17 protein-coding genes, 2 tRNA genes, 1 rRNA gene and 1 other RNA gene are annotated in these 20,617 nt (G+C 38.7%); 5 read left to right on the plus strand and 16 right to left on the minus strand.

Annotated features, from left to right (window positions below):
* Window positions 1-96 (minus strand): 16S ribosomal RNA (locus DC082_RS00005); the annotation flags it as partial.
* A 753-nt stretch (window positions 97-849) separates the two neighbouring features.
* A complete protein-coding gene (locus DC082_RS00010; protein WP_109235216.1) occupies window positions 850-2,100 on the minus strand; it encodes an ArsB/NhaD family transporter in 1,251 nt (416 codons plus the stop codon).
* A 586-nt stretch (window positions 2,101-2,686) separates the two neighbouring features.
* On the opposite strand from DC082_RS00010, the gene DC082_RS00015 reads away from it, so the two are divergent.
* Together DC082_RS00015 and DC082_RS00020 are read left to right on the plus strand one after the other, a co-directional pair.
* Entirely contained in the window at window positions 2,687-3,217 is a 531-nt protein-coding gene (locus tag DC082_RS00015; protein ID WP_109235217.1) for a GNAT family N-acetyltransferase, read from the plus strand.
* A 103-nt stretch (window positions 3,218-3,320) separates the two neighbouring features.
* Window positions 3,321-4,358: a cation diffusion facilitator family transporter gene (locus DC082_RS00020; RefSeq protein ID WP_275665656.1), complete on the plus strand. Its 1,038-nt coding sequence runs from the start codon at window positions 3,321-3,323 to the stop codon at window positions 4,356-4,358.
* A 219-nt stretch (window positions 4,359-4,577) separates the two neighbouring features.
* Here the strand turns inward: DC082_RS00020 and DC082_RS00025 are convergent, their stop codons facing one another.
* The 14 genes from DC082_RS00025 to fur form a co-directional block, all read right to left on the minus strand.
* The gene (locus tag DC082_RS00025) at window positions 4,578-5,627 is read right to left on the minus strand and encodes a cytochrome-c peroxidase (protein WP_109235218.1); all 1,050 of its coding nucleotides are present in this window, start codon (window positions 5,625-5,627) and stop codon (window positions 4,578-4,580) included.
* Window positions 5,628-6,032: 405 nt separating this feature from the next.
* Complete coding sequence (locus tag DC082_RS00030; RefSeq protein ID WP_109235219.1) at window positions 6,033-6,374, minus strand: histidine triad nucleotide-binding protein; 342 nt, start codon at window positions 6,372-6,374, stop codon at window positions 6,033-6,035.
* Between the two features lie 9 nt (window positions 6,375-6,383).
* Window positions 6,384-6,977: a recombination mediator RecR gene (recR, locus tag DC082_RS00035; RefSeq protein ID WP_109235220.1), complete on the minus strand. Its 594-nt coding sequence runs from the start codon at window positions 6,975-6,977 to the stop codon at window positions 6,384-6,386.
* A 16-nt stretch (window positions 6,978-6,993) separates the two neighbouring features.
* Complete coding sequence (locus tag DC082_RS00040; protein WP_094568461.1) at window positions 6,994-7,323, minus strand: YbaB/EbfC family nucleoid-associated protein; 330 nt, start codon at window positions 7,321-7,323, stop codon at window positions 6,994-6,996.
* Between the two features lie 202 nt (window positions 7,324-7,525).
* Entirely contained in the window at window positions 7,526-9,586 is a 2,061-nt protein-coding gene (dnaX, locus tag DC082_RS00045; RefSeq protein WP_109235221.1) for a DNA polymerase III subunit gamma/tau, read from the minus strand.
* Between the two features lie 34 nt (window positions 9,587-9,620).
* An RNA gene (gene ffs, locus DC082_RS00050) (signal recognition particle sRNA small type) lies at window positions 9,621-9,717 on the minus strand.
* Window positions 9,718-9,745: 28 nt separating this feature from the next.
* Window positions 9,746-9,819: transfer RNA gene (locus DC082_RS00055), tRNA-Cys, on the minus strand.
* Between the two features lie 8 nt (window positions 9,820-9,827).
* Window positions 9,828-9,903: transfer RNA gene (locus tag DC082_RS00060), tRNA-Gly, on the minus strand.
* A 149-nt stretch (window positions 9,904-10,052) separates the two neighbouring features.
* The gene (locus DC082_RS00065) at window positions 10,053-10,337 is read right to left on the minus strand and encodes an STAS domain-containing protein (protein WP_109235222.1); all 285 of its coding nucleotides are present in this window, start codon (window positions 10,335-10,337) and stop codon (window positions 10,053-10,055) included.
* Window positions 10,338-10,456: 119 nt separating this feature from the next.
* The gene (locus tag DC082_RS00070; protein WP_109235223.1) at window positions 10,457-11,041 is read right to left on the minus strand and encodes an MlaC/ttg2D family ABC transporter substrate-binding protein; all 585 of its coding nucleotides are present in this window, start codon (window positions 11,039-11,041) and stop codon (window positions 10,457-10,459) included.
* 84 nt (window positions 11,042-11,125) lie between these two features.
* A complete protein-coding gene (gene murB / locus DC082_RS00075; RefSeq protein ID WP_109235224.1) occupies window positions 11,126-12,154 on the minus strand; it encodes a UDP-N-acetylmuramate dehydrogenase in 1,029 nt (342 codons plus the stop codon).
* Between the two features lie 133 nt (window positions 12,155-12,287).
* Window positions 12,288-14,195, minus strand: coding sequence for a peptidylprolyl isomerase (locus DC082_RS00080; protein ID WP_109235225.1), 1,908 nt, complete (start codon window positions 14,193-14,195; stop codon window positions 12,288-12,290).
* A gap of 296 nt (window positions 14,196-14,491) precedes the next feature.
* Window positions 14,492-16,105: an ArnT family glycosyltransferase gene (locus DC082_RS00085; protein ID WP_133243661.1), complete on the minus strand. Its 1,614-nt coding sequence runs from the start codon at window positions 16,103-16,105 to the stop codon at window positions 14,492-14,494.
* The gene (fur, locus tag DC082_RS00090; RefSeq protein ID WP_094568468.1) at window positions 16,090-16,512 is read right to left on the minus strand and encodes a ferric iron uptake transcriptional regulator; all 423 of its coding nucleotides are present in this window, start codon (window positions 16,510-16,512) and stop codon (window positions 16,090-16,092) included. The genes DC082_RS00085 and fur overlap by 16 nt, the downstream gene beginning before the upstream one ends.
* 279 nt (window positions 16,513-16,791) lie before the next feature.
* On the opposite strand from fur, the gene DC082_RS00095 reads away from it, so the two are divergent.
* From DC082_RS00095 to DC082_RS00105, 3 genes are all read left to right on the plus strand, one after another.
* On the plus strand, window positions 16,792-17,844 hold the full coding sequence (locus DC082_RS00095; RefSeq protein ID WP_109235227.1) for a class 1 fructose-bisphosphatase: 1,053 nt from the start codon (window positions 16,792-16,794) through the stop codon (window positions 17,842-17,844).
* A gap of 565 nt (window positions 17,845-18,409) precedes the next feature.
* Window positions 18,410-18,952 carry a TRAP transporter small permease subunit gene (locus DC082_RS00100; protein ID WP_094568470.1) on the plus strand — a complete coding sequence of 181 codons (543 nt, stop codon included), beginning with the start codon at window positions 18,410-18,412 and terminating at the stop codon, window positions 18,950-18,952.
* Window positions 18,946-20,358 carry a TRAP transporter large permease gene (locus DC082_RS00105; RefSeq protein WP_109235228.1) on the plus strand — a complete coding sequence of 471 codons (1,413 nt, stop codon included), beginning with the start codon at window positions 18,946-18,948 and terminating at the stop codon, window positions 20,356-20,358. The genes DC082_RS00100 and DC082_RS00105 overlap by 7 nt, the downstream gene beginning before the upstream one ends.
* Window positions 20,359-20,617 lie beyond the last annotated feature (259 nt).

The raw sequence follows: 20,617 nt of genomic DNA on the forward strand, positions 1-20,617 counted from the left end.
CGAAGAGAGTAAACTCTCCTCGTGCTGCCGTTCGACTTGCATGTGTTAAGCATACCGCCAGCGTTCAATCTGAGCCAGGATCAAACTCTTCAGTTTAATCTCTATAATGTTTAAATCTTTCGATCTAACCATGTAACTTACGTTACTGCTCAATTACTGCTTCTATTTCCATTATAAAAAAATAGATGCTGGAATTGTTTGGTTAGACTTCTATTCTTTTGCTCTCGCAAACAAATACAAGCCCCCATACAAACTTACTTAAGATTAATTTGTTAAAGAACTTTAGGGTTAAAGTGAATCAAACTTGAATCTCTTACCACCCTAAGCAGACGAACTATATTACAGAAGTGATTCGCTCGTGTCAACTTTATTTTTGACCTCTTTTTAAGCACTGATTCAATTTAAAGACTACTAAAAACTGAACTTAAACTTTAAAGAGAGAAGCAAAGAAACTACTAGAGAACTGGGCTTCTACCGAATCATCTTCAACGTTGCCGTCTGAATGAGTGGTGTATCTTACCCCTTTCATTTTTATTTGCAACTCTTTTTGATTCTTTTTTGGAATTTTTTTCACTGGTCTTTCAGTACTTGCTGTAACTTTATGAAAAACATCTAAATTCAGCTTTTTAAAAATTACGAATTATTTATTATTTATTATTTATTATTTACTATTCAGGCTCTCTATTCTCTTTTTGTAAACTAAGATAAATATTGGGTTTATACCTTGCTGTTGCTAGAGGTTTATCTCTAAATTTGTGTAATATAAAATAGAAGTTAGAGATAAAACTTGCGGTAACTTCATAAGCATTACTACTCATTAACATTTATTTATACTGATATTCAACATACTTAATAGAGCCATATTATCCAAGCTGCAGCCATTGCTAAGCAACTTCCAGCAACTAAAAAACCCGACTTCAAAAACTCACCGAACGTTATGATAACCCCATGTTTTTTCGATTCTTCAACGGCAATAATGCCTGCTAAACTTCCAAATATCATTAAATTGCTAGCAAATCCTGTTCCTAAAGTTAATGCCGCCCCTAATGCTGCAGCATCACTACCGGCATGGAGATAGGGTGTTAATAACATTACTGCGGGATTATTGCCGACACTATTGCTCAGTACTGCTCCAGTAAATAGAAGAGAGAGCGGCTCATTAAGATCAAGTCCCCAGGTCTTTAGTTCTGTTAAGAATGCCTGAGGAAGCCCCGTCATGGCAATAGCTTTATTAACGACAAATAGACTTGCTATCAATATCAGCAAGTTATAATTAACCTCTTTTAAAACATCGTCCGATGAGATCTTTCTATTTAACAATAATATACCCGCAGCACCTAGTGCGACCAAAGCTTGTGGCCAGAGATCCCAAACAAATGCAATCATAACAAGAAGTGCAACAATCGTCGCTTTTAAAAGCTCAATGTGATTAATTGCCACATCCGCCTCTAATGATTTATCTCTAGGAGTATCTACAGAAGTAGTAGGCTGATTTAACTCCCACTTTCCATGGTAAATAAGAGTGATAACTCCCCAAACTAACACTAAAGAGAATAGTGCCGGGATACCGGCAACCTTCAACAACTCCATAAAGCTAAGATCGAGAGATTGCGCAATAATCATATTTTGAGGACTCCCTATAAGAGTCCCTGCTGAACCCGTATTAGCAGCAAAGCAAAACCCTAAAACAAAAGGAATAGGATTTAATTTACGCGCCATCGTTAAAGAGATAAGAAGCGGAGTCATCGCCACCACAACCACATCATTTGTCAATAACGAAGAGAGCCCGCCAGAAACAACAATTAAAATAGCCAACAGAAGGGGATTACTCACCTTTAAAGAGGCCACTTTATAGGTCGCATAGTTATAAAACCCCGAAATTCCGAAAGCACCGGAGAGAACCATTAAACCAAATAGGAGCGCAATTGTTTTATAGTTGATGGCATCCCACGCCTCCTGTCCAGTAATATCTCCTATTACTAATAATGCTAAAGCACCAACTAAGGCACTTCCTGTCCTATCTAACTTAAACCCCGGCAACTTACCTAATGCCATCGCTAAATAAACCAACAAAAAGATAACTACCGTACTATTTACCATTCAACTATCCTATTAATCTATACCTATTGGTCTCATATTAAGTCTCATATTAATCTATCTTATAGATTCTCACCATGGCCCTACAAACGATCGAGAGAAAAGTTGTTGGAAAATTATTGGAAAAATTTCGGGGGAATATTTAAGACGGGTCAGGAAATAGATTAAAGCCTCTAACTGATGACAACTAATAGATAGAGAAGCCTCCTTTATATTACGAACAGAAGGAAGAAGTGGTAAAATAACAACCTATCTTTATGTACCGATTTTTATATAAAACTCATCTAACTCATAATCTCCTCATAACATTTAACCAATGGGATGATTGGCGATTTTTTTGAGTTTACTAGTCGAGGAAACATTCTTTCAAGCACCCGAAGACTCCAGCTCAATTCGCCTCAATTTATCTAAATGATATTGAATTGATTATAACTATCTATATAACTCATCTATAGTTTGATAGTTGATAGCTATCTATTAAAAATCGAGACAAAAGCCATTTAGGGAAGTTAGATCCTAAAATGATATGATCTTTTATCTATCCCTAAACTAAAATCGGACCTATTCAAAAAATTAGAGGTATCACTTTATGTTTTATCAACTTGCTAAGCATCGCATCCTTGAAACTGAACGTTTAATTCTTCGCCCAATAACCTTAGAAGATGCCGAGGATCTTTTTGAATATGCGAGCGATCCTGAAAATACAAAGCATACTTTCCCTACCCATCAATCGTTAGAAGAGAGCCAATGGATTATAGCGAATCTTTTCATGCGTAATCCTTTAGGTAACTTCGCAATCGAACTTAAAGAGAATGGCAAGATGATAGGAACATGCGACCTTCGAGTGAATGAAGATGAAAAATCAGCAGAATTAGCTTATGCCATCAATAAAAAATATTGGGGAAAAGGTTATGCGCCAGAAGCTGCCGGAAAATTGCTTGATTTTGCATTTAACACTCTAAAAATAGAGCGTGTTTGGGCTAAATATGCCGCAGAAAATAGCGCTTCTGGTAGAGTGATGGAAAAAATCGGCATGGAAAAAGAGGGAGTGTTACGACACACTAAAAATCTCTGTGGTGATTTTGTCGATCAGGTCGTCTATAGTCGCATCAATAGATAATTAAAAATATCATTAAAATTTATCATTAAAAATTACAATACTTTTTAGAACCATATAATCTTGATTATCTGGTTACACTCAATAGTTATTTAGGAGCATCATCATGATGAACGCAGATGATCGCGCCAATTATAATTTTCAAAAAATCATACTTGGCGTTGCAATCTTCCTCTTCATATTAAAGTTTATTGCTTGGTATACCACCTCATCGGTAGCGATTTTAACAGATGCACTGGAGAGCATCACTAATATGCTAGCTGGTGCATTTACCCTCTTTAGCCTCTATCTATCCGCAAAACCTAAAGACCATAACCACCCCCACGGTCATGGGAAAATTGAATTTGTCTCGGCAAGCGTTGAAGGAGCTCTCATTCTTTTTGCCGGCATCATCATTATCTATGAGGGTGTAAAACGTCTTCTATTTGATGACGCATCGCTTTCGAGCTTAGGCTCAGGTCTCGTCCTGATTGCTATTACAGCCGTTATTAACTATATCGTAGGCTATCTTGCAATAAAAAGAGGTAAAGAACATAATGTTTTACCCTTAATCGCCGGCGGCAAACATCTTCACTCAGACACCTATTCGACTGTCGGTATTATCATTGGCCTACTTCTTGTCTGGCTCACTGGATGGCAATGGTTGGATGCCGCTATTGCGCTCATATTTGGGGGAATTATTATTCACTCTGGAATTCAGATTATACGGGAATCTATCGCCGGCATAATGGATGAGGTAGATGAAGATCTCATTGAAGAGTTTGTAGAAGCCGTCAATGAACATCGCTCTCCCTACTGGGTCGATCTTCATAAAGTAAGATTTATAAAATATGGTAATCATGTTCATCTCGATGCTCATCTCACGCTACCTTGGTATCTCAATATGCGAGAAGCTCATGTCGAGTTAGATAAGATGACAAAGGCTCTAGAAGATAAGTTTGGCGATAAACATGAGATGTATATTCATACCGATGACTGCAAGCCTTTCTCATGTGAGATATGTGCGCTTCAAGAATGCCCTCAACGGCAGATGAAATTTGTCGGCGAAATTGAGTGGACCGCAAAGCTTGTTGCGGAAGATCAAAGACATACTATTGAAGATTTAGCTGAGCAAAAAATTAAACGTATTGAGGGCAGAGATTAATCCTAGATTGATACTCGCTAGATTGATGCTTGATTAATACTTAACTGATACTTACCAAAAGCATCCTACCACTTTATAGCCCTAGCCCTTTACTAACTCTAATTTAAAAGCCCCTGGGATGAATGATATTACTATCAGATCACCATAGGGGCTTTTGTCATACATTAAAAATTTGATAATAAAATTGCAGAGTAATTCTATTCAAAAACTACTAAAATTTTAACTCTCCTCTACAACAATCTCCTCTTCATCATCAAAAGGACGAGGTAAAGGCGTATCATTGTTAGAGGGAGGAAGAATAGGTAAGACAATTTGAGGCTGCTCTCCCGTCAAAGTACCGTAAAATGCCACGATTTTTTTTACATCATCATCACTAAAATTTCGACCTAACTGCAATCTACCCATAATTTGGGTTGCTTCTTCTAATGTATTCACTTGTCCATCATGGAAGTATGGATAGGTCAAAACGACATTTCTAAGTGTCGGCACCTTAAAAAACATCTCATCTGATTTTTTGCCCGTATAATCTGCCAAGCCTTTTGCGAGATTATCAGTCTTATACTCTTCTAATAACCCCATTTTCTGAAAGCTTGCACCACCTATACCTTCACCATAATGGCAAGCCACACAACCGCTATTTCTAAAGAGCTCATACCCCGCTAACTCTTCTGCGGTAATCGCATCATCATCACCACGTAACCATTGATCAAAACGAGAATTAGGGGTAATTAATGTCTCTTCAAATACCGCAATCGCATCAGTAATTCGATCTATATTGATATCCCCATCACCATAAACCTCGGTGAACTCATCAACATATCCAGGAATTGATGCTATCACATCAACGACGAGATCATGGGTAGAGGCCATCTCTTTTGGGTTTTCAATAGGACCTGCCGCTTGCTCCTTGAGATCAGCCGCCCGCCCATCCCAAAACTGAACAAAATTAAGACTGGAATTTAGCACTGTCGGAGAATTAATAGGTCCTTCTTGCCACTTATGACCAATAGATGTCGGTAGGTTATCTGATCCGCCCATGCTTAAATTATGACATGAATTACATGAGATAAAACCCGACTTTGAAAGTCTAGGATCAAACCAAAGCTTTTTACCTAACTCAGCTTTTCCTTCATCAACAACAACTTCATGAACAAGCGGAATAATAGGCTCTTGACGCACAGATCCATTATTTGTGGCTGTTTGTCCCAATGAGACTCCTGCTGTCAATGCTAATATTCCAATTGTATATAACTTTTTTCTACTAAACATCTACCGTCTCCTTTTATGAAAAGCAGTGAAACATATTGATTTAACTAACGACTAGCTATTTAGATCTAATCAATTCTCTTTCCTCTTCATAATAGTTAGTTTCATATGATAAACCTAGCAAAAGAGACGCTATTTCAGAAAAAGTCTATTTAAATCAAAAAATTTAATTTTAAGTTTGTAATTAAAAATTATTGTTACCTTCATGTCTCTATCTACCCCTATTTAATCGATGCAAAAACTAATATCTGTAGATGTAGAAAATCCTTCTTCAAAACAACAAAAAAGCAGTCAATATATTATTGACTGCTATAGCTTCACTTCTAAGTCGTCCATTCGACATGCATTCAAAATACGTTCAAAATGCATTTAAAACAACTTATAATCTATTTATCAACGTTTAAAGAATTAACCTGGTGGCCAAGTTAAACTTCTCCCCGCTAAGAGATGAAGATGAATATGATTCACTGTCTGCCCACCATCCTCATTACAATTAAAGACTGTTCGATATCCTTGTTCTGCAAAACCTTGTTCTTTAGCTATTTTTTGTGCTGCTAAGAATAGCTTCCCCATCAATTCGGCATCTTCACTCTTCAGATCATTGAGTGTAGGAATCTCTTTTTTCGGAATGACTAAGATATGAACAGGAGCTTGAGGTTGAATATCTTCAAACGCCAACACATCCTCATCTTCATAGATAATCTTTGCCGGAATTTCCTTGCGAATAATTTTACCAAATATTGTACTCACACCAAGCTCCTAATAACTTTTTCTTGCCGAAAATGCATGAGATAAGGTCCCACCATCGAGATACTCCAACTCTCCCCCTAATGGAACACCATGTGCAATTCTACTGACTGCTACATCATACTGCTTTGCGATTTCAGCAATATAATGAGCCGTAGCTTCTCCCTCTACTGTTGTATTAGTCGCTAAAATAATCTCTTTAATAACCCCTTCAGAGAGTCGCGACTCCAATAGATCTAATCCTAACTCATGTGGCCCAACCCCATCGAGTGGCGAAAGACGTCCAAAAAGAACAAAATAACGTCCTTTATACTCAATACTCTGCCTTAAAGCAAAAACATCTACGGGGTTTTCCACAATACAAAGCAACGACTCATCTCGACGCGCATCTAAACAATCATCACAAATATCATTATCTGTTAAGTTTCGACACAGAGAGCATTTTTGAATCGTATTGACGGCATAATCAAGCGCTTTACTAATATTCTTTGCACCATTTTGATTGCGCTCTAAAAGATAGAGCGCCATTCTTAAAGCCGTCTTCTGCCCTACTCCCGGTAAAACTCTTAAAGCATCAACAACATCTTGCAATGATTTAGGATACACTTATGCCCCCTTAAGATTAGAATCCTGGAATTTTCATTCCTGCAGGAAGACCTAATCCCCCGGTCACCTCAGACATTTTCTCTGAAGAGGTCTGCTCTACCTTTGCCAAAGCATCGTTAAATGCCGCGCCTAATAGATCCTCTAACATCTCTTTATCATCTGACATTAAAGAGTCATCGATACGAATAGCTCTTACCACATGACGACAGCTCATCTCTATTTTTACTAAACCTGCACCTGATTCTCCAGTAACAGTAATATCAGCTAAAGCTTCTTGCGCCTTTTCCATCTCTTTTTGCATGCGCTGTGCTTTCTGCATCATTCCAGCAATTCCACCTTTAAACATAAGGTCTCCTTCTACTCTCTATAAGTTCTATTTATAATCTCTATTATTCCCATGAATAGATAGAGCTGAATTAAAAAAATTAACCATTTATAAAATTATTGCAATCTATGTTATATCATGCGACTACAACGAATATAACAAAACTACTCAATGGTAACGAAAAATTGATCTCTTCAGTAGCTCAAATAATATACTCTTTATACTATTCTACGAGCGATTTAACAGTTCTTTCTAAAAGACGAGCCCCATGCTCTCTCTGCAAATACTGCACAACATCATCCTCTAAAAGATCATGCAAAGCTCTTTGTGCTCTCTCTACATCGAGTCTTTCAACGCGTTCATGAAAGTTCTCTTCTGCGAGAGTTTCAACATATTCAATTTTGCAAGTAACCTCTTTCCCCAATTGAGCAGATATTGCCAAAGCTAGTCTTGTCTCCGCTTCATCTACTCTAAAATCTTTGACAGATAGGGGGCGCTCTAAGGTTAATAAATTCCCTCTAAAGCTTTTAAACACAAGACTATGCGCTATCCCTGATAGAACACTCTCAAGAGATAATTCAGATACAAGCGTTAACCAAGCCTCATTATCGACTAATTGATCAGCTCTGATGGGGGAGTCAACATTAATAAATTGGGGACTCTCTAAAACCTCATCGATACGATCGACTCTATTTTGATCATTGACTCGCATCGAGATCTCATCTTCAGCCAAAGCGTCTCTACCACTAGCATCGTTAACAACAACACGTTTACCGATATCTCCTTTAGGAGCATCAATCCCATGATCACTCTCTTTTACTGACAAGATCTCTTTAGAGCTTGGTTTATCCCATGGAAGATCGATCTCTGTTGCCTTATCTAACGCATCTTGACTCTCTTTAGCCTTCTCCATCTCTCTTGCTTCTATAACTGAACCACCTAAGCTTTGAGGTTGAGGATGAGCGTTATCATCAGATATTGATAAGTCTGTTACCGGCAACTCTTTTATACTATCTCTTATACCAATCGAGGTTTGCAACGCCCCCGCATTATCTATGCTTTTTTTTTGAGAAAACCCCAAATTCTCTTTCACCTTAGAGCTATCAGGGTCTTGATGATGAGAAGCTACTAATAGCGCCTTACCACTTTCATCACTCTGATCTTCTACATTTTCTTTATCTTTTGGCGAGGTTGTTGTATCTATGGGTGCCTGAGGCGCAAAATAGAGCATTCGCAATAGCGTCATCTCAAAACCCACTTCACTATTGGGATGATTTTGCAGATCTTTCCGACCATTTAGGGCAATTTGATAGAAAAGTTGCAAGTCTTCTGCCCTAAACTGCTGAGCTAAAGTACGATATTCTAATGACTCATGCTCTGCAACTTCCTCAGAAATCTGCATCATCGTCAATAGATGAAATGCATCAATGAGATCCTCTAAAAAGCGATGATAATCTAATCCGTTATCACGGATAGTACCTAGCGCAGATATAAGTTCGCTAACCTCACGACTCGCCAGAGCTGAAAGTACTAACTGTAGATATTGAGTATCTATCAATCCTAGCATTTCATGAGTGGGTTCATAGGCAACATTCTGCCCAGTATATGCAATTGCTTGATCTAGTAACGAGAGCGCATCTCGCATACTACCATCCCCTGCTTTTGCAATAAGCTTAACAGCAGAAGAATCAAAAGGTATCCCTTCACTACTTAATATTTTTTCTAGTTGCTCGGCAATCTCATCATCTTGAATTCTTTTTAATTGAAAACGCAAACAACGAGATAGTACTGTCACAGGAAGTTTTTGAGGATCAGTTGTCGCCAATAAAAATTTCACATGACTAGGTGGCTCTTCCAATGTCTTTAACAACGCATTAAAACTACTGTTAGAGAGCATATGGACTTCATCTATGAGATAGATTTTATAACGTCCACGTGTCGGTGCATATTGAACATTATCTAAAATCTCACGAGTATCTTCCACTCGTGTCCGAGAAGCGGCATCAATTTCAATAAGATCGACAAATCTCCCTTCATCAACTTCCTTACAGATCGAACAGACACCACAAGGGGATGAAGAGACACCTTTTTCACAATTGAGAGATTTTGCAAAGATTCTTGCGAGAGTTGTTTTTCCAACGCCCCGAGTTCCGGTAAATAGAAAGGCATGGTGCAATCTATTATTATCTAATCCATTGGAGAGGGCTTGAACAACATGAGGCTGACCAATGACTTCGTTAAAGGTTCGAGGTCGCCATTTTAGTGCGAGAACTTGTTGAGTCATTATGTCATCACTTTCAGATAGATATGGAGATGACCCGTATTAGCCGACCCATAACACATGAAGGTCTTACTAGTGCTGCTTCCTTCCGGACCTGACACGGTTTGCAATAGTTCATTGTTAGGAAGCCAATACAGGCCACCACTGAACGGGCCATAAAATTGGAGGCTGGAGCCAGAATCGAACTGGCGTCTACGGATTTGCAATCCGCTGCATAACCATTTTGCTATCCAGCCTATATATTTGGAGCGGGAAACGAGACTCGAACTCGCGACCCCAACCTTGGCAAGGTTGTGCTCTACCAACTGAGCTATTCCCGCTTAAGTGAAGATATGTATTATATCGATTATTTTACTTCAGTCAAACATTAGATCAACAATTAAGCAACACCCTCTTTTTTATCTATCGGTGATTTGCATTACCACTGCAACGCTACTCTATTAGATCTAACAATATACTAAAAAAAGAGTTATGAAAAGAGTTCTTTAACCTGATATAACTCGAGCAATTGTACTAAATTTTCAGGAATGGAGTCAATCGTTAAATCCGATGAAAAACGTTTAGCTTCTACTAACAATGCAATCAAAGCGCTATCACACTCTTCAACTTCCGTTAGATCAATTATCTTAGGAGGATTAGCCTCCCACTCTCTCTTTAGGCGTAGCCACTCATCAGGAATCGTAAACTTATCAAAGCATCCCTTAAATCGATATCGTTGCCCTTCATTCATAATCTCTATTAATCTACTTTTCATCTTTTCCTCTATTGACACAATGCTTCAATAAAAAAATAGGCGGTTAAATTTAGTCACCGCCTACTCAATATATCTACCTTTATAACAGGCTATCTCATAAGTAATAGTGATCAGTCACACTACTTGTTTTTCTGTTTTAAGACATTGATCATTCCATCAATACCATTTCTAGAGACGAGCTCTCTAATCTCAGAACGATAATTCGCCACAATACTGACGCCTTCAACAGAGACATCGTAAACCATCCAACGTTTACCTGCTTTTATCATAGAGTAATTGATCGCAATGGGAGGTCGATCTTTAGAGATAATCTCTGAGCGAACCGTCACCTCATCACCCTTTGCTGCATTAGGCGGAAGTGGTAACACCTTTAATTCCTCATCAGAATAATCGAGTAAGACGCCGGCATAAGTATTGATTAAGAGTCGTTGGAATTCATTTGTAAACGCTGTTCTCTGTGCTGGCGTTGCTTCTCTCCAAGAACGTCCCATCACCCATTGCGAGATTGTTCCAAAATCGAAGCGAGGAACTAAGATCTTCTCAACAATGCCATAGACCTTATTGGGATCTTTCTTCAGTGTTGCACGCTCTGCTTTTAATGTCTTAAAGAGCTGGTCAGATGTATTTTGAATAACACTTATTGGATCTTCTTGCGCATTTGCTGTCTGAAAAAAAGAGAGCAGCGTCACAAAAAAACCAAACATTATGATCTTTTTAAAGCTATATTTCATTCTACGTCCTATATAAAACTAATTAATGGGCTAATTATACCGCCTTAAGGCTAAAAACTACAATATTAAAGGCTCTGGCTCAAGCATAACTCCGAACTTATCAAATACCCCTGCTTGTACTTTAAGTGCATGACTCCATAGTATTTCCCCATCATTACACCCCATATTCACAAGGACGAGCGCTTGCTTCTCATACATCCCTACACCATCTTCATAAAGACCCTTATATCCGCTTAATTCAATCAACTGTCCTGCTGCAAGCTTATAAAAACCGTGTTGGTCAGGATAAGTAATGAGATTTGGATATTTTAATTTTATTCTCTGAAGTTCTGCTTCTGTAACAATAGGATTTTTAAAAAAACTGCCGGCATTACCGATAAGATTTGGATCAGGAAGCTTGCTAGAACGAACAGCAATGACTGCATTCATCACATCACTCATCGAAAGGTTTTCAAGATCCTCCCCTTTAGCCTCAAAATACTCTTGAAGCGCTCGATAGGAGATCTTTGGTTGCATCTTCTTCAAAAGTCTAAAAGTCACTGACAGAATGAGATATCTCCCCTTCTCTTGTTTGAAAAGGCTATCGCGATAGGCAAAACCACAAGCTTTATTGTCGAGTCTTTTGATCTTATCGTCATGAAAATCATAGACCTCTACTTCTGTAATAAAGTCTTTAACCTCGGCACCATAAGCGCCGATATTCTGCACTGGCGCCGCTCCTACCTTTCCTGGAATCAATGACAGATACTCTAACCCTAAATATCTTCTGCGGTTCATCTGTAGCACAAATGCATGCCACTCCTCTCCTGCCATCGCTTTCACAACAACAGAGTCAACACATTCCTCCACCACCTCTATTCCTAGCAGTCGGTTTAAGATTACAGTCCCCAAAAAATCCTTAGTAAAGAGAATATTACTCCCGCCTCCCAATATTAGATGCGGTTTTGGCAGATGCTTTAAAAGGGGAAGAAGAGTTAAATTATCTAACGAGAAGAGATATCGACTCTTAACAAGAACACCAAAAGTATTCAACTTTTCTAATGAAGCATTTTCCTGAATATTTTTAATTTGCGTTATCTGCTGCATACATGCCTACCGTAAACCATCCACATCTAATAAATCTCTTTTTGATAAAAAAAGAGAGGTTGATATTACTATCAACCTACCCCTTCATTCATCAACCCACGTACTTGATCACATACTTGATCTACTCACTGATCTACTCAAAAAAACTATTGTTGTAGATCTTGATATTACTATTATTTAGAAGATATTGTTGAAATGCGCGATACTCATAACTCGCTTCAATACCTTGTAGATACTCTCTAATCTGCATCTGTTCATCATCAGAAAAATCATCCATTGAACCTTTAGCGATATTATTGATAGCTACAACAACAATATGTCCATCCACATCCTCAACAACATAAGCGGGTTTTCCCTCTTCCAGTGTGGGCACTTTTTGAAACCCTTTAGATACCGCATGCTGCTCTACAGGCTTTGAAAGCTGCCCAATTGAAGAGATAGAGAGATCATTATATTGGTTATAAGCAAATCCTAACTGCTCAATATCATTACGAAAACTCTGCTGATCCCCTGCTTCTAACATCGCAGACACTTGATTCTGAATACTCTTTTTGGCGGCCTCTTGAGCAAGCTCTGCTTTTATCTCATCAAAACTCTCCTCTAAGCTCTTAGGTCGACTCGCCTCCTGCTCTGCAATGCGTACAATCATTGCATGATTAGACTGATCATTATAAGCAAAAGGCAGTGAATTACGATGATTCTCCATCACATCATAACTACTAACAGCACTCCAGACCGTTGGATTAGCGAGCAATCCTTCCTGTTTATCAAGATCTAACCAATCACTCTCTTTCAACTCAACACCTAAATCTTGAGCAATCTCGCTTAAAGACTCAGTATAAGTTTCAGCCAACTCCTGCAGACGCATCTCTTGCTCTAAATAACGATCAACTTGAGCCTTCTCTTTTAAAGAGCGCTTTGCTGCCTCTACCAAATCATCTTGACTACTATAAGGAGAGCTGATATTCAGCAAGTGGATCATATGCACTTCACCATCGGTAATAACCGGCGCTGAAATAGGTTGCTCTATCGTCAATGAAAATAATGCGTCGTCAAATATAGGAATGCCGGCAACACCATATTTAAAGTTTCCATTCTTATTGTAATAAGCATTATCTAGGGCCGTAATCTGCTCTTTTGCCTGCTCAAAAGTGAGGTCTCCGACATCAATTTTTGCTTTTAATTCAGATAGCAACGCAATTGCCTCTTCCTTTTCTGCTTCCGATGTATATTCAATTGTAAATTGTTCAGAGAGTCGTTGCTCATTGGCTTTTTGTAAACGCTCAACTTCAGCCGCAACCGCATCATCACTTAGATCTAGCGATGAGAGTGATATCGATTCGGGCAGTAACTCGATATATTGCAATTTAATACGATTAGGCGTTACATATTTATCAGAGTGTGACTCATAATGCTTAGAGATCGCATCATCTGAAACAGCTACACTTTCTAAATCTTGCAAATAATTATAACTTGCGACTTCAAGATCTCGTGTCTGCCCTGCAAACTCTATCTGCTCAATTAAAGATTTCTCCGGAATAAAGACACTATTGACTAACGCCTCTCTTACCACTTTCTCTTGAACATCTCTCCTAACCGCTTCTTCAAAACTCTCAATATTGTATCCTGCATAAAAGAGTGCAGTCTTATAGGTTTCCTGATCAAACACCCCATCTTTTTGGAAGGCGGGAATGGAGATAATCTCCTCTGCCACAGACTTATCAGAAGCTCTTATGCCCCATTTTTTAATTTGTGCATCCATTGCCCTACGTTGCAAAAGATCTTGTCGGGCAATTAAGCGATATTGGCGCTGTAATTCGTCTGACAAATCCATATTTTGAGCATTAGCATTTAATAGTTGCTGATATTGCGCCTCAACCTCTTGTAAAGAGATCTTCTCTCCATCAACTGTTGCAACAGTATCCGCACTAGGACCGCTAAATATCTGCGTCCCACCTATCCCCGCAAGAGAGATAGCTACCCCTCCTAATAACACTTTTGCCCATACACTATTTGCACGGTCTCTGATGAATTGCATCATAATTAAAAATCACCTTTATTATTTGAATTATTGGCCAATCAATATCTCGATATCTTTGCCAATCCAACTGTGAACCCAAAAAACTCAATCTCTCAATCTCTCAATCTTAATGAACAGTTAGGTGTCCATATTATTAAAGCTCAACTCTTTGATTCCACCGCTCTGATAAAGACTCTTTAAAGCTTTATCAAAAATGAATGGGGAAATTATACCTACAAGCAAGCATTTAATAAATAACTCATTTATAAGCTATACAAATATAAGCTATACAAACTATGGCCCTATATTCGGGATCCCTATTCCAATAGCCCACCTCCTTTCGGTAAGGTTTTCAACCAAAGATCAAGATCTCCTGCTTTGACAATCATTAAGTAACGCCCTCTAAAGGGCTGCCAATACTCAACCATCTCATCTAACAACTCCTCTTTACCCTCAAGATATAATATAACTCTAGAGCGAGGATCTTCCTCAATAAGCGTCGCAAGATCATCCATCGTTCCCAACTCAACAATAGGCTCTTGAAGCTTCCCAACAAAATGGAGATGACCACGATATCCAGAGAGATGTGCGACCTTAACCCCTTTTGACTGATACCAGAAGACTCTCTCACCTGCTGGTGTTAAATCATAAAAGTCTGTAGCGACTCTCACAACTCCAAAATTAATAGCTAGCGTTAATGCAACACTCATCAAGGCTAAGGTCATAATTCTCGTATTAGCAGCATTAAAAAAGAGCGTAATACTAAAGAGAATAAGCCCGGCACCCCAGAATGGAGATACCTGTCCAACCCAATCTGGCAACTCCCAATAAGAATAGCTCTGAGGGATCAAGATCAATAACCCCCCAACGATCGACATGACTAGAGTAATAAGAACAACATCTTTTTTACGACTTATCCCCTGTCGATAGATACGCGCAATAATAAGACCAAAAGCGGGATAGAGGGGCAAGAGTGCATCAAGAGAGGTTAGACTCAAAATCCCTAATATAACAATCAGATAAAGAAACCAAACAATCACAAAATTGAGTGATTCATCACGCTCTGCACTCTTAAAAAGCTGATATATTCTTAACCAAAAAAGCCAAGGAAAAAGAATAATAATAAGATTGAGCAGATAGACATAAAATGGCGGAGTATTACTCAACGCCCCAATTAAAGACTTCAACCCTATTGCATCAAAGAGTGAAAAGCCTAGCAAACTAGCACTAAAATATGCCCATATAAGAAAGAAAGAGAGCGCTACTACAGTCGATATAAGCCCGTAAAAATAGATCTGAGACCACCGCTTATTAGCCCAATAAGGAGAGAGAAAGATGATAGGAGCGGTCACTAAAAGAAAGATCAATCCCGATGAAAACAACCCCAAAGTGAGGGAGATTGTAAAACCAATCCACCAAACTTTTTGATCAAAGCGCCAAACTCTAATCAAAAAATTCATCGTTAACATCAAATAGAAGGTGAAATAGAGATACTCAACATTAGCTGTCGCAAAAAGGGTCCAGACTAAACTGCCTATCAACACTAAAGGCGCATTTGCCCTAACCTCTCTTCTATCAGGCCATAACTGATAAGCAGCCCAAGCGGTCAAAAAGAGAGTTGACAAACTAAAGAGCGTAGCTAAAAAGCGAAGTATAAACTCCGACACACCAAAAAGTTGCCAGCCACCTAAGGCTAACCAGTAATTAAGTGGAAAAAGAGTATGCTGATATTCTCTATTGATACTAGGGTAGAGCCAATCCTCAGATTGATACATCTCCCAAACCACACCAGAAAAGAGCGTTTCTTGAAATGGGATTAGCGGTCTTGAAAACCATGTTGCAAATATAAGGATTAGCCAGATACTAATCCATATAAATGCATAGCGACGAGTCGTAAACTCTTGTCGTAAAAAAATTATTTCTCTCTGCATTGAGCACAAATACCGTGCAAAATCGTACGAGCATCTGTCAGCTCATACCCTAATTCAGCAGCAATCTGAGCCTGTTTTTCATGTATTTTTTCATGAGAAAACTCACCAATATGGCCACAGTTGATACAGATAATGTGATCATGCTGATCTCCATCATCAATCTCAAACATCGACTGACCGCCATCAAAGAAGTGACGACGTACTAACCCCGCCTGTTCAAATTGAGTCAACACTCGATACACCGTAGCAAGGCCGACCTCTTCCCCTGAGCTACTTAACTGCATATAGATCTCTTCTGCCGTCAGATGACAAACAGGAGTTGCGGCAGCTTTCGCTAAAATATCTAAAATCTTTAGACGAGGAAGCGTTACTTTTAAACCAGCATTTTTTAACTCTGTTGAACTCATATTTAGTTATTAATCTCCATTAACTTGATTAGATGGATGATAAATTTATTTTATAATCCTTAGAACGATCAATCTCTAGATCCCCTTTCTAAGATATTAATCTAAAGGTGAGTATAACCGTAAAACATCACAATTCCAAGCATAGAAGACGCATGCTTTTTATCCCTTTCTAACAGGGCTATAAACTACACATTTACTACAAATAACTTTATCTAATGCTCTAAAAAGGATATCATATTCACAATTTTTTATTACCTAAATCAGACTCTGGAGATTTAAATGACTCACTTTGGCGTAACGCTCTCACAATTTATTATGGAGGAGCAACGTCGCTTCCCCGAAGCTACCGGTAATTTTACCCTTCTCCTCAATGATATCGCAGTCTCCTGTAAAATGATTGCGGCAGCTGTTCAGAAAGGTCAACTAGCCAATGTTCTTGGCGCTACAGACAATGAAAACTGCCAAGGAGAAACACAACAAATTTTAGATGTTATCGCAAATGAGCTTTTCATTAAAAATAATGCTAACCGCGGTCATGTAGCAGCAATGGCTAGTGAAGAGATGGATGATGTATTTAACATCCCAGAAAATGTACCAAGAGGAAACTATCTACTCATTTTTGACCCTCTAGATGGTTCAAGCAATATCGATATTAATGGTCCGATTGGCACTATCTTCTCCATCCTTAAAACGGACAAAAAAAATCCTACTGAAGAAGACTTTCTCCAAGAAGGTACAAAACAAGTTTGTGCAGGATACTGCCTCTATGGCTCTGCAACAATGATGGTTCTAACGATCGGATATGGTACACATGGATTTACACTTGACCCGGCAATTGGCGAATTCATTTTGACCCATCCCAATATGCAAATTCCTAGCTCAACTGCTGAATATGCGATTAATCAAGCCAACAGAAATCTTTGGGAACCGCCGATGCGCAAATACATTGATGAATGTGACCTTGGGGTTGAAGGGCCTCGTAAAAAGAAATTTACAATGCGCTGGGTTGGGGCAATGGTGATGGATATTCACCGTTTAATTCAACGTGGTGGTCTCTTTGCCTATCCTATGGATAGCTCTCTTACCGAGAAAGGTGGGCGCCTACGCTTAATGTATGAAGCAAATCCAATGGCTTTTCTTGTAGAGCAAGCCGGAGGCATTGCATCAACAGGATATGAGCGCATCTTAGACCTAGCTCCTGAAAAATTACACCAACGTGTGCCGGTTATTATGGGATCAACCGATGAGATGAAAATTATTCTTGATAACCATAAAGTTTTTGCTAAAGAGGCAGGAAAAGAGTTCACTCATCAATGTAAAAACTATGCTTAACTGCCCATATTTAACCCAACTCTCTAGGCTTACTGCTTCATAGCTTCATAGCTTCATAGCTTCATAACTTTAGCTAAACAATCAAAAACGCTGACATCCAACAATTTGTCAGCGTTTTTTATATTACCCCCTTCTCCACACTTTTTCCTACAACTCTCAAGTAAAAATTCAACTAATTTTTTCAAATAGGATTTCAAATAAGACCTCACATAAGGCTTCAAATAAAAAACACCATACAAAAACCAAAAGGCATCGATACTCCCTCCCCTTGATAGATCAAAAAAGAAGAAAAGAGCAAGAAATCAGACCGATATCGAATCCTTAATTAGAAGATTTCTTCATAGCACCATCACTAAAGTAATTGATCATAATCAGTAGAAACAAGAGAAGTGTCTAGATCCGCAATATATCGACTATTTAAGAAATTTTGCAAAATTTAGAATATACAGTACATTAACTGATGCCTCTATTACTTGCATGTAACAGCGCACATGGCAAATGCTTTTAGTTTTACCTAAGAGTATCAACTTTTATCTCAAGCAAAACATATAAACGGTTTTAAACCATGAATATCTTAAAAAAAATCTCGCATATCATCGATACGATTAACGCCACCCTAGGTAAGATTGCAATTGTCGCAATTTTTCTAGCTACGATTATTTCTGCGGGAAATGCGCTCTTTAGATACGCTTTCAATATGAGTTCTAATGGTATGTTAGAAGTTCAATGGTATCTTTTTGCAGCAGTATTTTTGCTTGGATCTGGCTATACCTATCTAAAAGACCAACACATTCGGATAGATATTATCTCCAACCGTTTTTCGCCAAAAGTGAAAGCGACTATGGAGATTATTGGTATTGTCTTTTTCCTCTTTCCCGCATTTACAATGCTTTTTTATCTCACAATTGGCCCTGCTATCAGCTCCTGGCAAATTTGGGAAATGTCCTCAAACCCTGGTGGACTTCCAAGAGCCCCTATTAAAGCATTACTTCCTGTTGGAATGTTCTTTCTCATTCTTCAAGGAGTTTCTGAACTTTGCAAAGCAATTATTACGCTTCGCACCTCTAACGACATCGCTAAACACTCGGAGCAACAGCAACAATGTTAGATTTTTTACCCCCATTAATATTTATAGCCTTAATCTTATTTCTATTAAAAGGCTATCCCATCGCTTTCTCATTAGCAGCAACAGGCCTACTCTTCTCACTTATTGGTATCTCCATCGGCCAACTCGATTTCGCCCTACTGGGTGCTTTAAGTGACCGATTTTTCGGCATTATTAGTAACGATACCCTACTCGCCATCCCTTTCTTCACCTTAATGGGACTCGTACTTGAACGAACAGGAATGGCTGAAGATCTACTCGATACCATGGGCCAACTCTTTGGCAAAATGAGAGGTGGACTTGCTTATTCTGTTATCTTTGTAGGAACAATGCTTGCAGCAACAACAGGAATTGTCTCTGCATCAGTCATTGCCATGGGGCTGATCTCCCTTCCAATTATGTTGCGATATGGCTATTCCAAAAGGATTGCCTCCGGCGTTATTGCCGCCTCAGGGACATTAGCGCAAATCGTTCCCCCTAGTTTAGTTTTAATTGTTCTAGGTGATCAATTAGGGGTCTCTATTGGTTCAATGTATAAAGCAGCGCTCATCCCTAGTGCTCTATTGATTGGCGCTTATATTCTTTTTATCTTTATTCTTACACTTGTTAAACCACAATCAATGCCGGCAATCCCAGAAGCAGCAAGAACATTGCATGGGACCGCCTTAGCAAAAAAAGTAGTCACTAGCGTCATCCCACCTGTTACATTAATCTTCCTCGTTTTAGGAACGGTCTTTTTAGGTATGGCAACTCCTACAGAAGCCGGTGCTATTGGTGCAGTGGGAGCAATGGTTTTAGCGCTTTTCAAGAGATCTCTAACTAAAAAGCTACTCTATCAAGCACTCGATCAAAGTGTAAAAATCACCACATTTGTTGTCTTCATTATGATCGGCTCGATGTTCTTCTCTCTAGCATTCACAAGCCTTAATGGAGGAATTTGGATTGAAGGCATTTTAGGAAACCTTCCCGGTGGCGTTCTCGGCTTTATTATTGCGGTTAATATCTTGATCTTCTTCGTCGCTTTCTTCTTGGACTTCTTTGAAATTACACTAATCCTTGTTCCGCTCCTTCTTCCTATCGCCACCTCATTAGGAATAGATCTGACCTGGTTCGGGATTATTCTAGCAATGAATATGCAGACCTCCTTTATGCATCCCCCCTTCGGCTTCTCTCTCTTCTATCTCAAATCAGTCGCCCCGAAAGAGGTTACAACTAAAGATATCTACTACGGTGCAACTCCTTTCTTAATACTTCAAGTTATAATGGTTGTATTATTGATTGCCTTCCCTGATATTATTAAGACAGAGAAAATTGAACGATTTGAAGGATCTGGTGCTGATATTGAGTTTAATCTCGATACCGGAATGGATAGCTTTAGCGACTTTGATGACTTCGGCGTTGATTTTTAATCACACTCATCTTACCTCTTCAAAAGAGAGCTAGTAAAAGCGATCTTCTCCTCAAAAAGGAGAAGGTCGTAAAGCTTTTAAAACCATATCTATATCTACTAATAATGATATGCCTATATGTTGCAGAGAATAAAATTAATGCCCTGCTCATGCATTCCACTCTTTACTCAAGAATGCGCACTCAAAATCTAATTTACAAAAATCTATTTTTAAAAAAGCCTCTATGAGAGTCTTCGCTAATTGCAAATTGAATAAAATA

Origin of the sequence: Ignatzschineria indica (genome assembly GCF_003121925.1) — a bacterium.
Lineage (GTDB): Bacteria > Pseudomonadota > Gammaproteobacteria > Cardiobacteriales > Wohlfahrtiimonadaceae > Ignatzschineria > Ignatzschineria indica.

Bases quoted from the DNA above. Each gene is read 5' to 3' on its own strand.
- DC082_RS00010 (WP_109235216.1), bottom strand. From the start codon at position 2,100: ATGGTAAATAGTACGGTAGTTATCTTTTTGTTGGTTTATTTAGCGATG.
- DC082_RS00015 (WP_109235217.1), top strand. From the start codon at position 2,687: ATGTTTTATCAACTTGCTAAGCATCGCATCCTTGAAACTGAACGTTTA.
- DC082_RS00020 (WP_275665656.1), top strand. From the start codon at position 3,321: ATGATGAACGCAGATGATCGCGCCAATTATAATTTTCAAAAAATCATA.
- DC082_RS00025 (WP_109235218.1), bottom strand. From the start codon at position 5,627: ATGTTTAGTAGAAAAAAGTTATATACAATTGGAATATTAGCATTGACA.
- DC082_RS00040 (WP_094568461.1), bottom strand. From the start codon at position 7,323: ATGTTTAAAGGTGGAATTGCTGGAATGATGCAGAAAGCACAGCGCATG.
- dnaX (WP_109235221.1), bottom strand. From the start codon at position 9,586: ATGACTCAACAAGTTCTCGCACTAAAATGGCGACCTCGAACCTTTAAC.
- DC082_RS00065 (WP_109235222.1), bottom strand. From the start codon at position 10,337: ATGAAAAGTAGATTAATAGAGATTATGAATGAAGGGCAACGATATCGA.
- DC082_RS00070 (WP_109235223.1), bottom strand. From the start codon at position 11,041: ATGTTTGGTTTTTTTGTGACGCTGCTCTCTTTTTTTCAGACAGCAAAT.
- murB (WP_109235224.1), bottom strand. From the start codon at position 12,154: ATGCAGCAGATAACGCAAATTAAAAATATTCAGGAAAATGCTTCATTA.
- DC082_RS00080 (WP_109235225.1), bottom strand. From the start codon at position 14,195: ATGATGCAATTCATCAGAGACCGTGCAAATAGTGTATGGGCAAAAGTG.
- DC082_RS00085 (WP_133243661.1), bottom strand. From the start codon at position 16,105: ATGCAGAGAGAAATAATTTTTTTACGACAAGAGTTTACGACTCGTCGC.
- fur (WP_094568468.1), bottom strand. From the start codon at position 16,512: ATGAGTTCAACAGAGTTAAAAAATGCTGGTTTAAAAGTAACGCTTCCT.
- DC082_RS00095 (WP_109235227.1), top strand. From the start codon at position 16,792: ATGACTCACTTTGGCGTAACGCTCTCACAATTTATTATGGAGGAGCAA.
- DC082_RS00100 (WP_094568470.1), top strand. From the start codon at position 18,410: ATGAATATCTTAAAAAAAATCTCGCATATCATCGATACGATTAACGCC.
- DC082_RS00105 (WP_109235228.1), top strand. From the start codon at position 18,946: ATGTTAGATTTTTTACCCCCATTAATATTTATAGCCTTAATCTTATTT.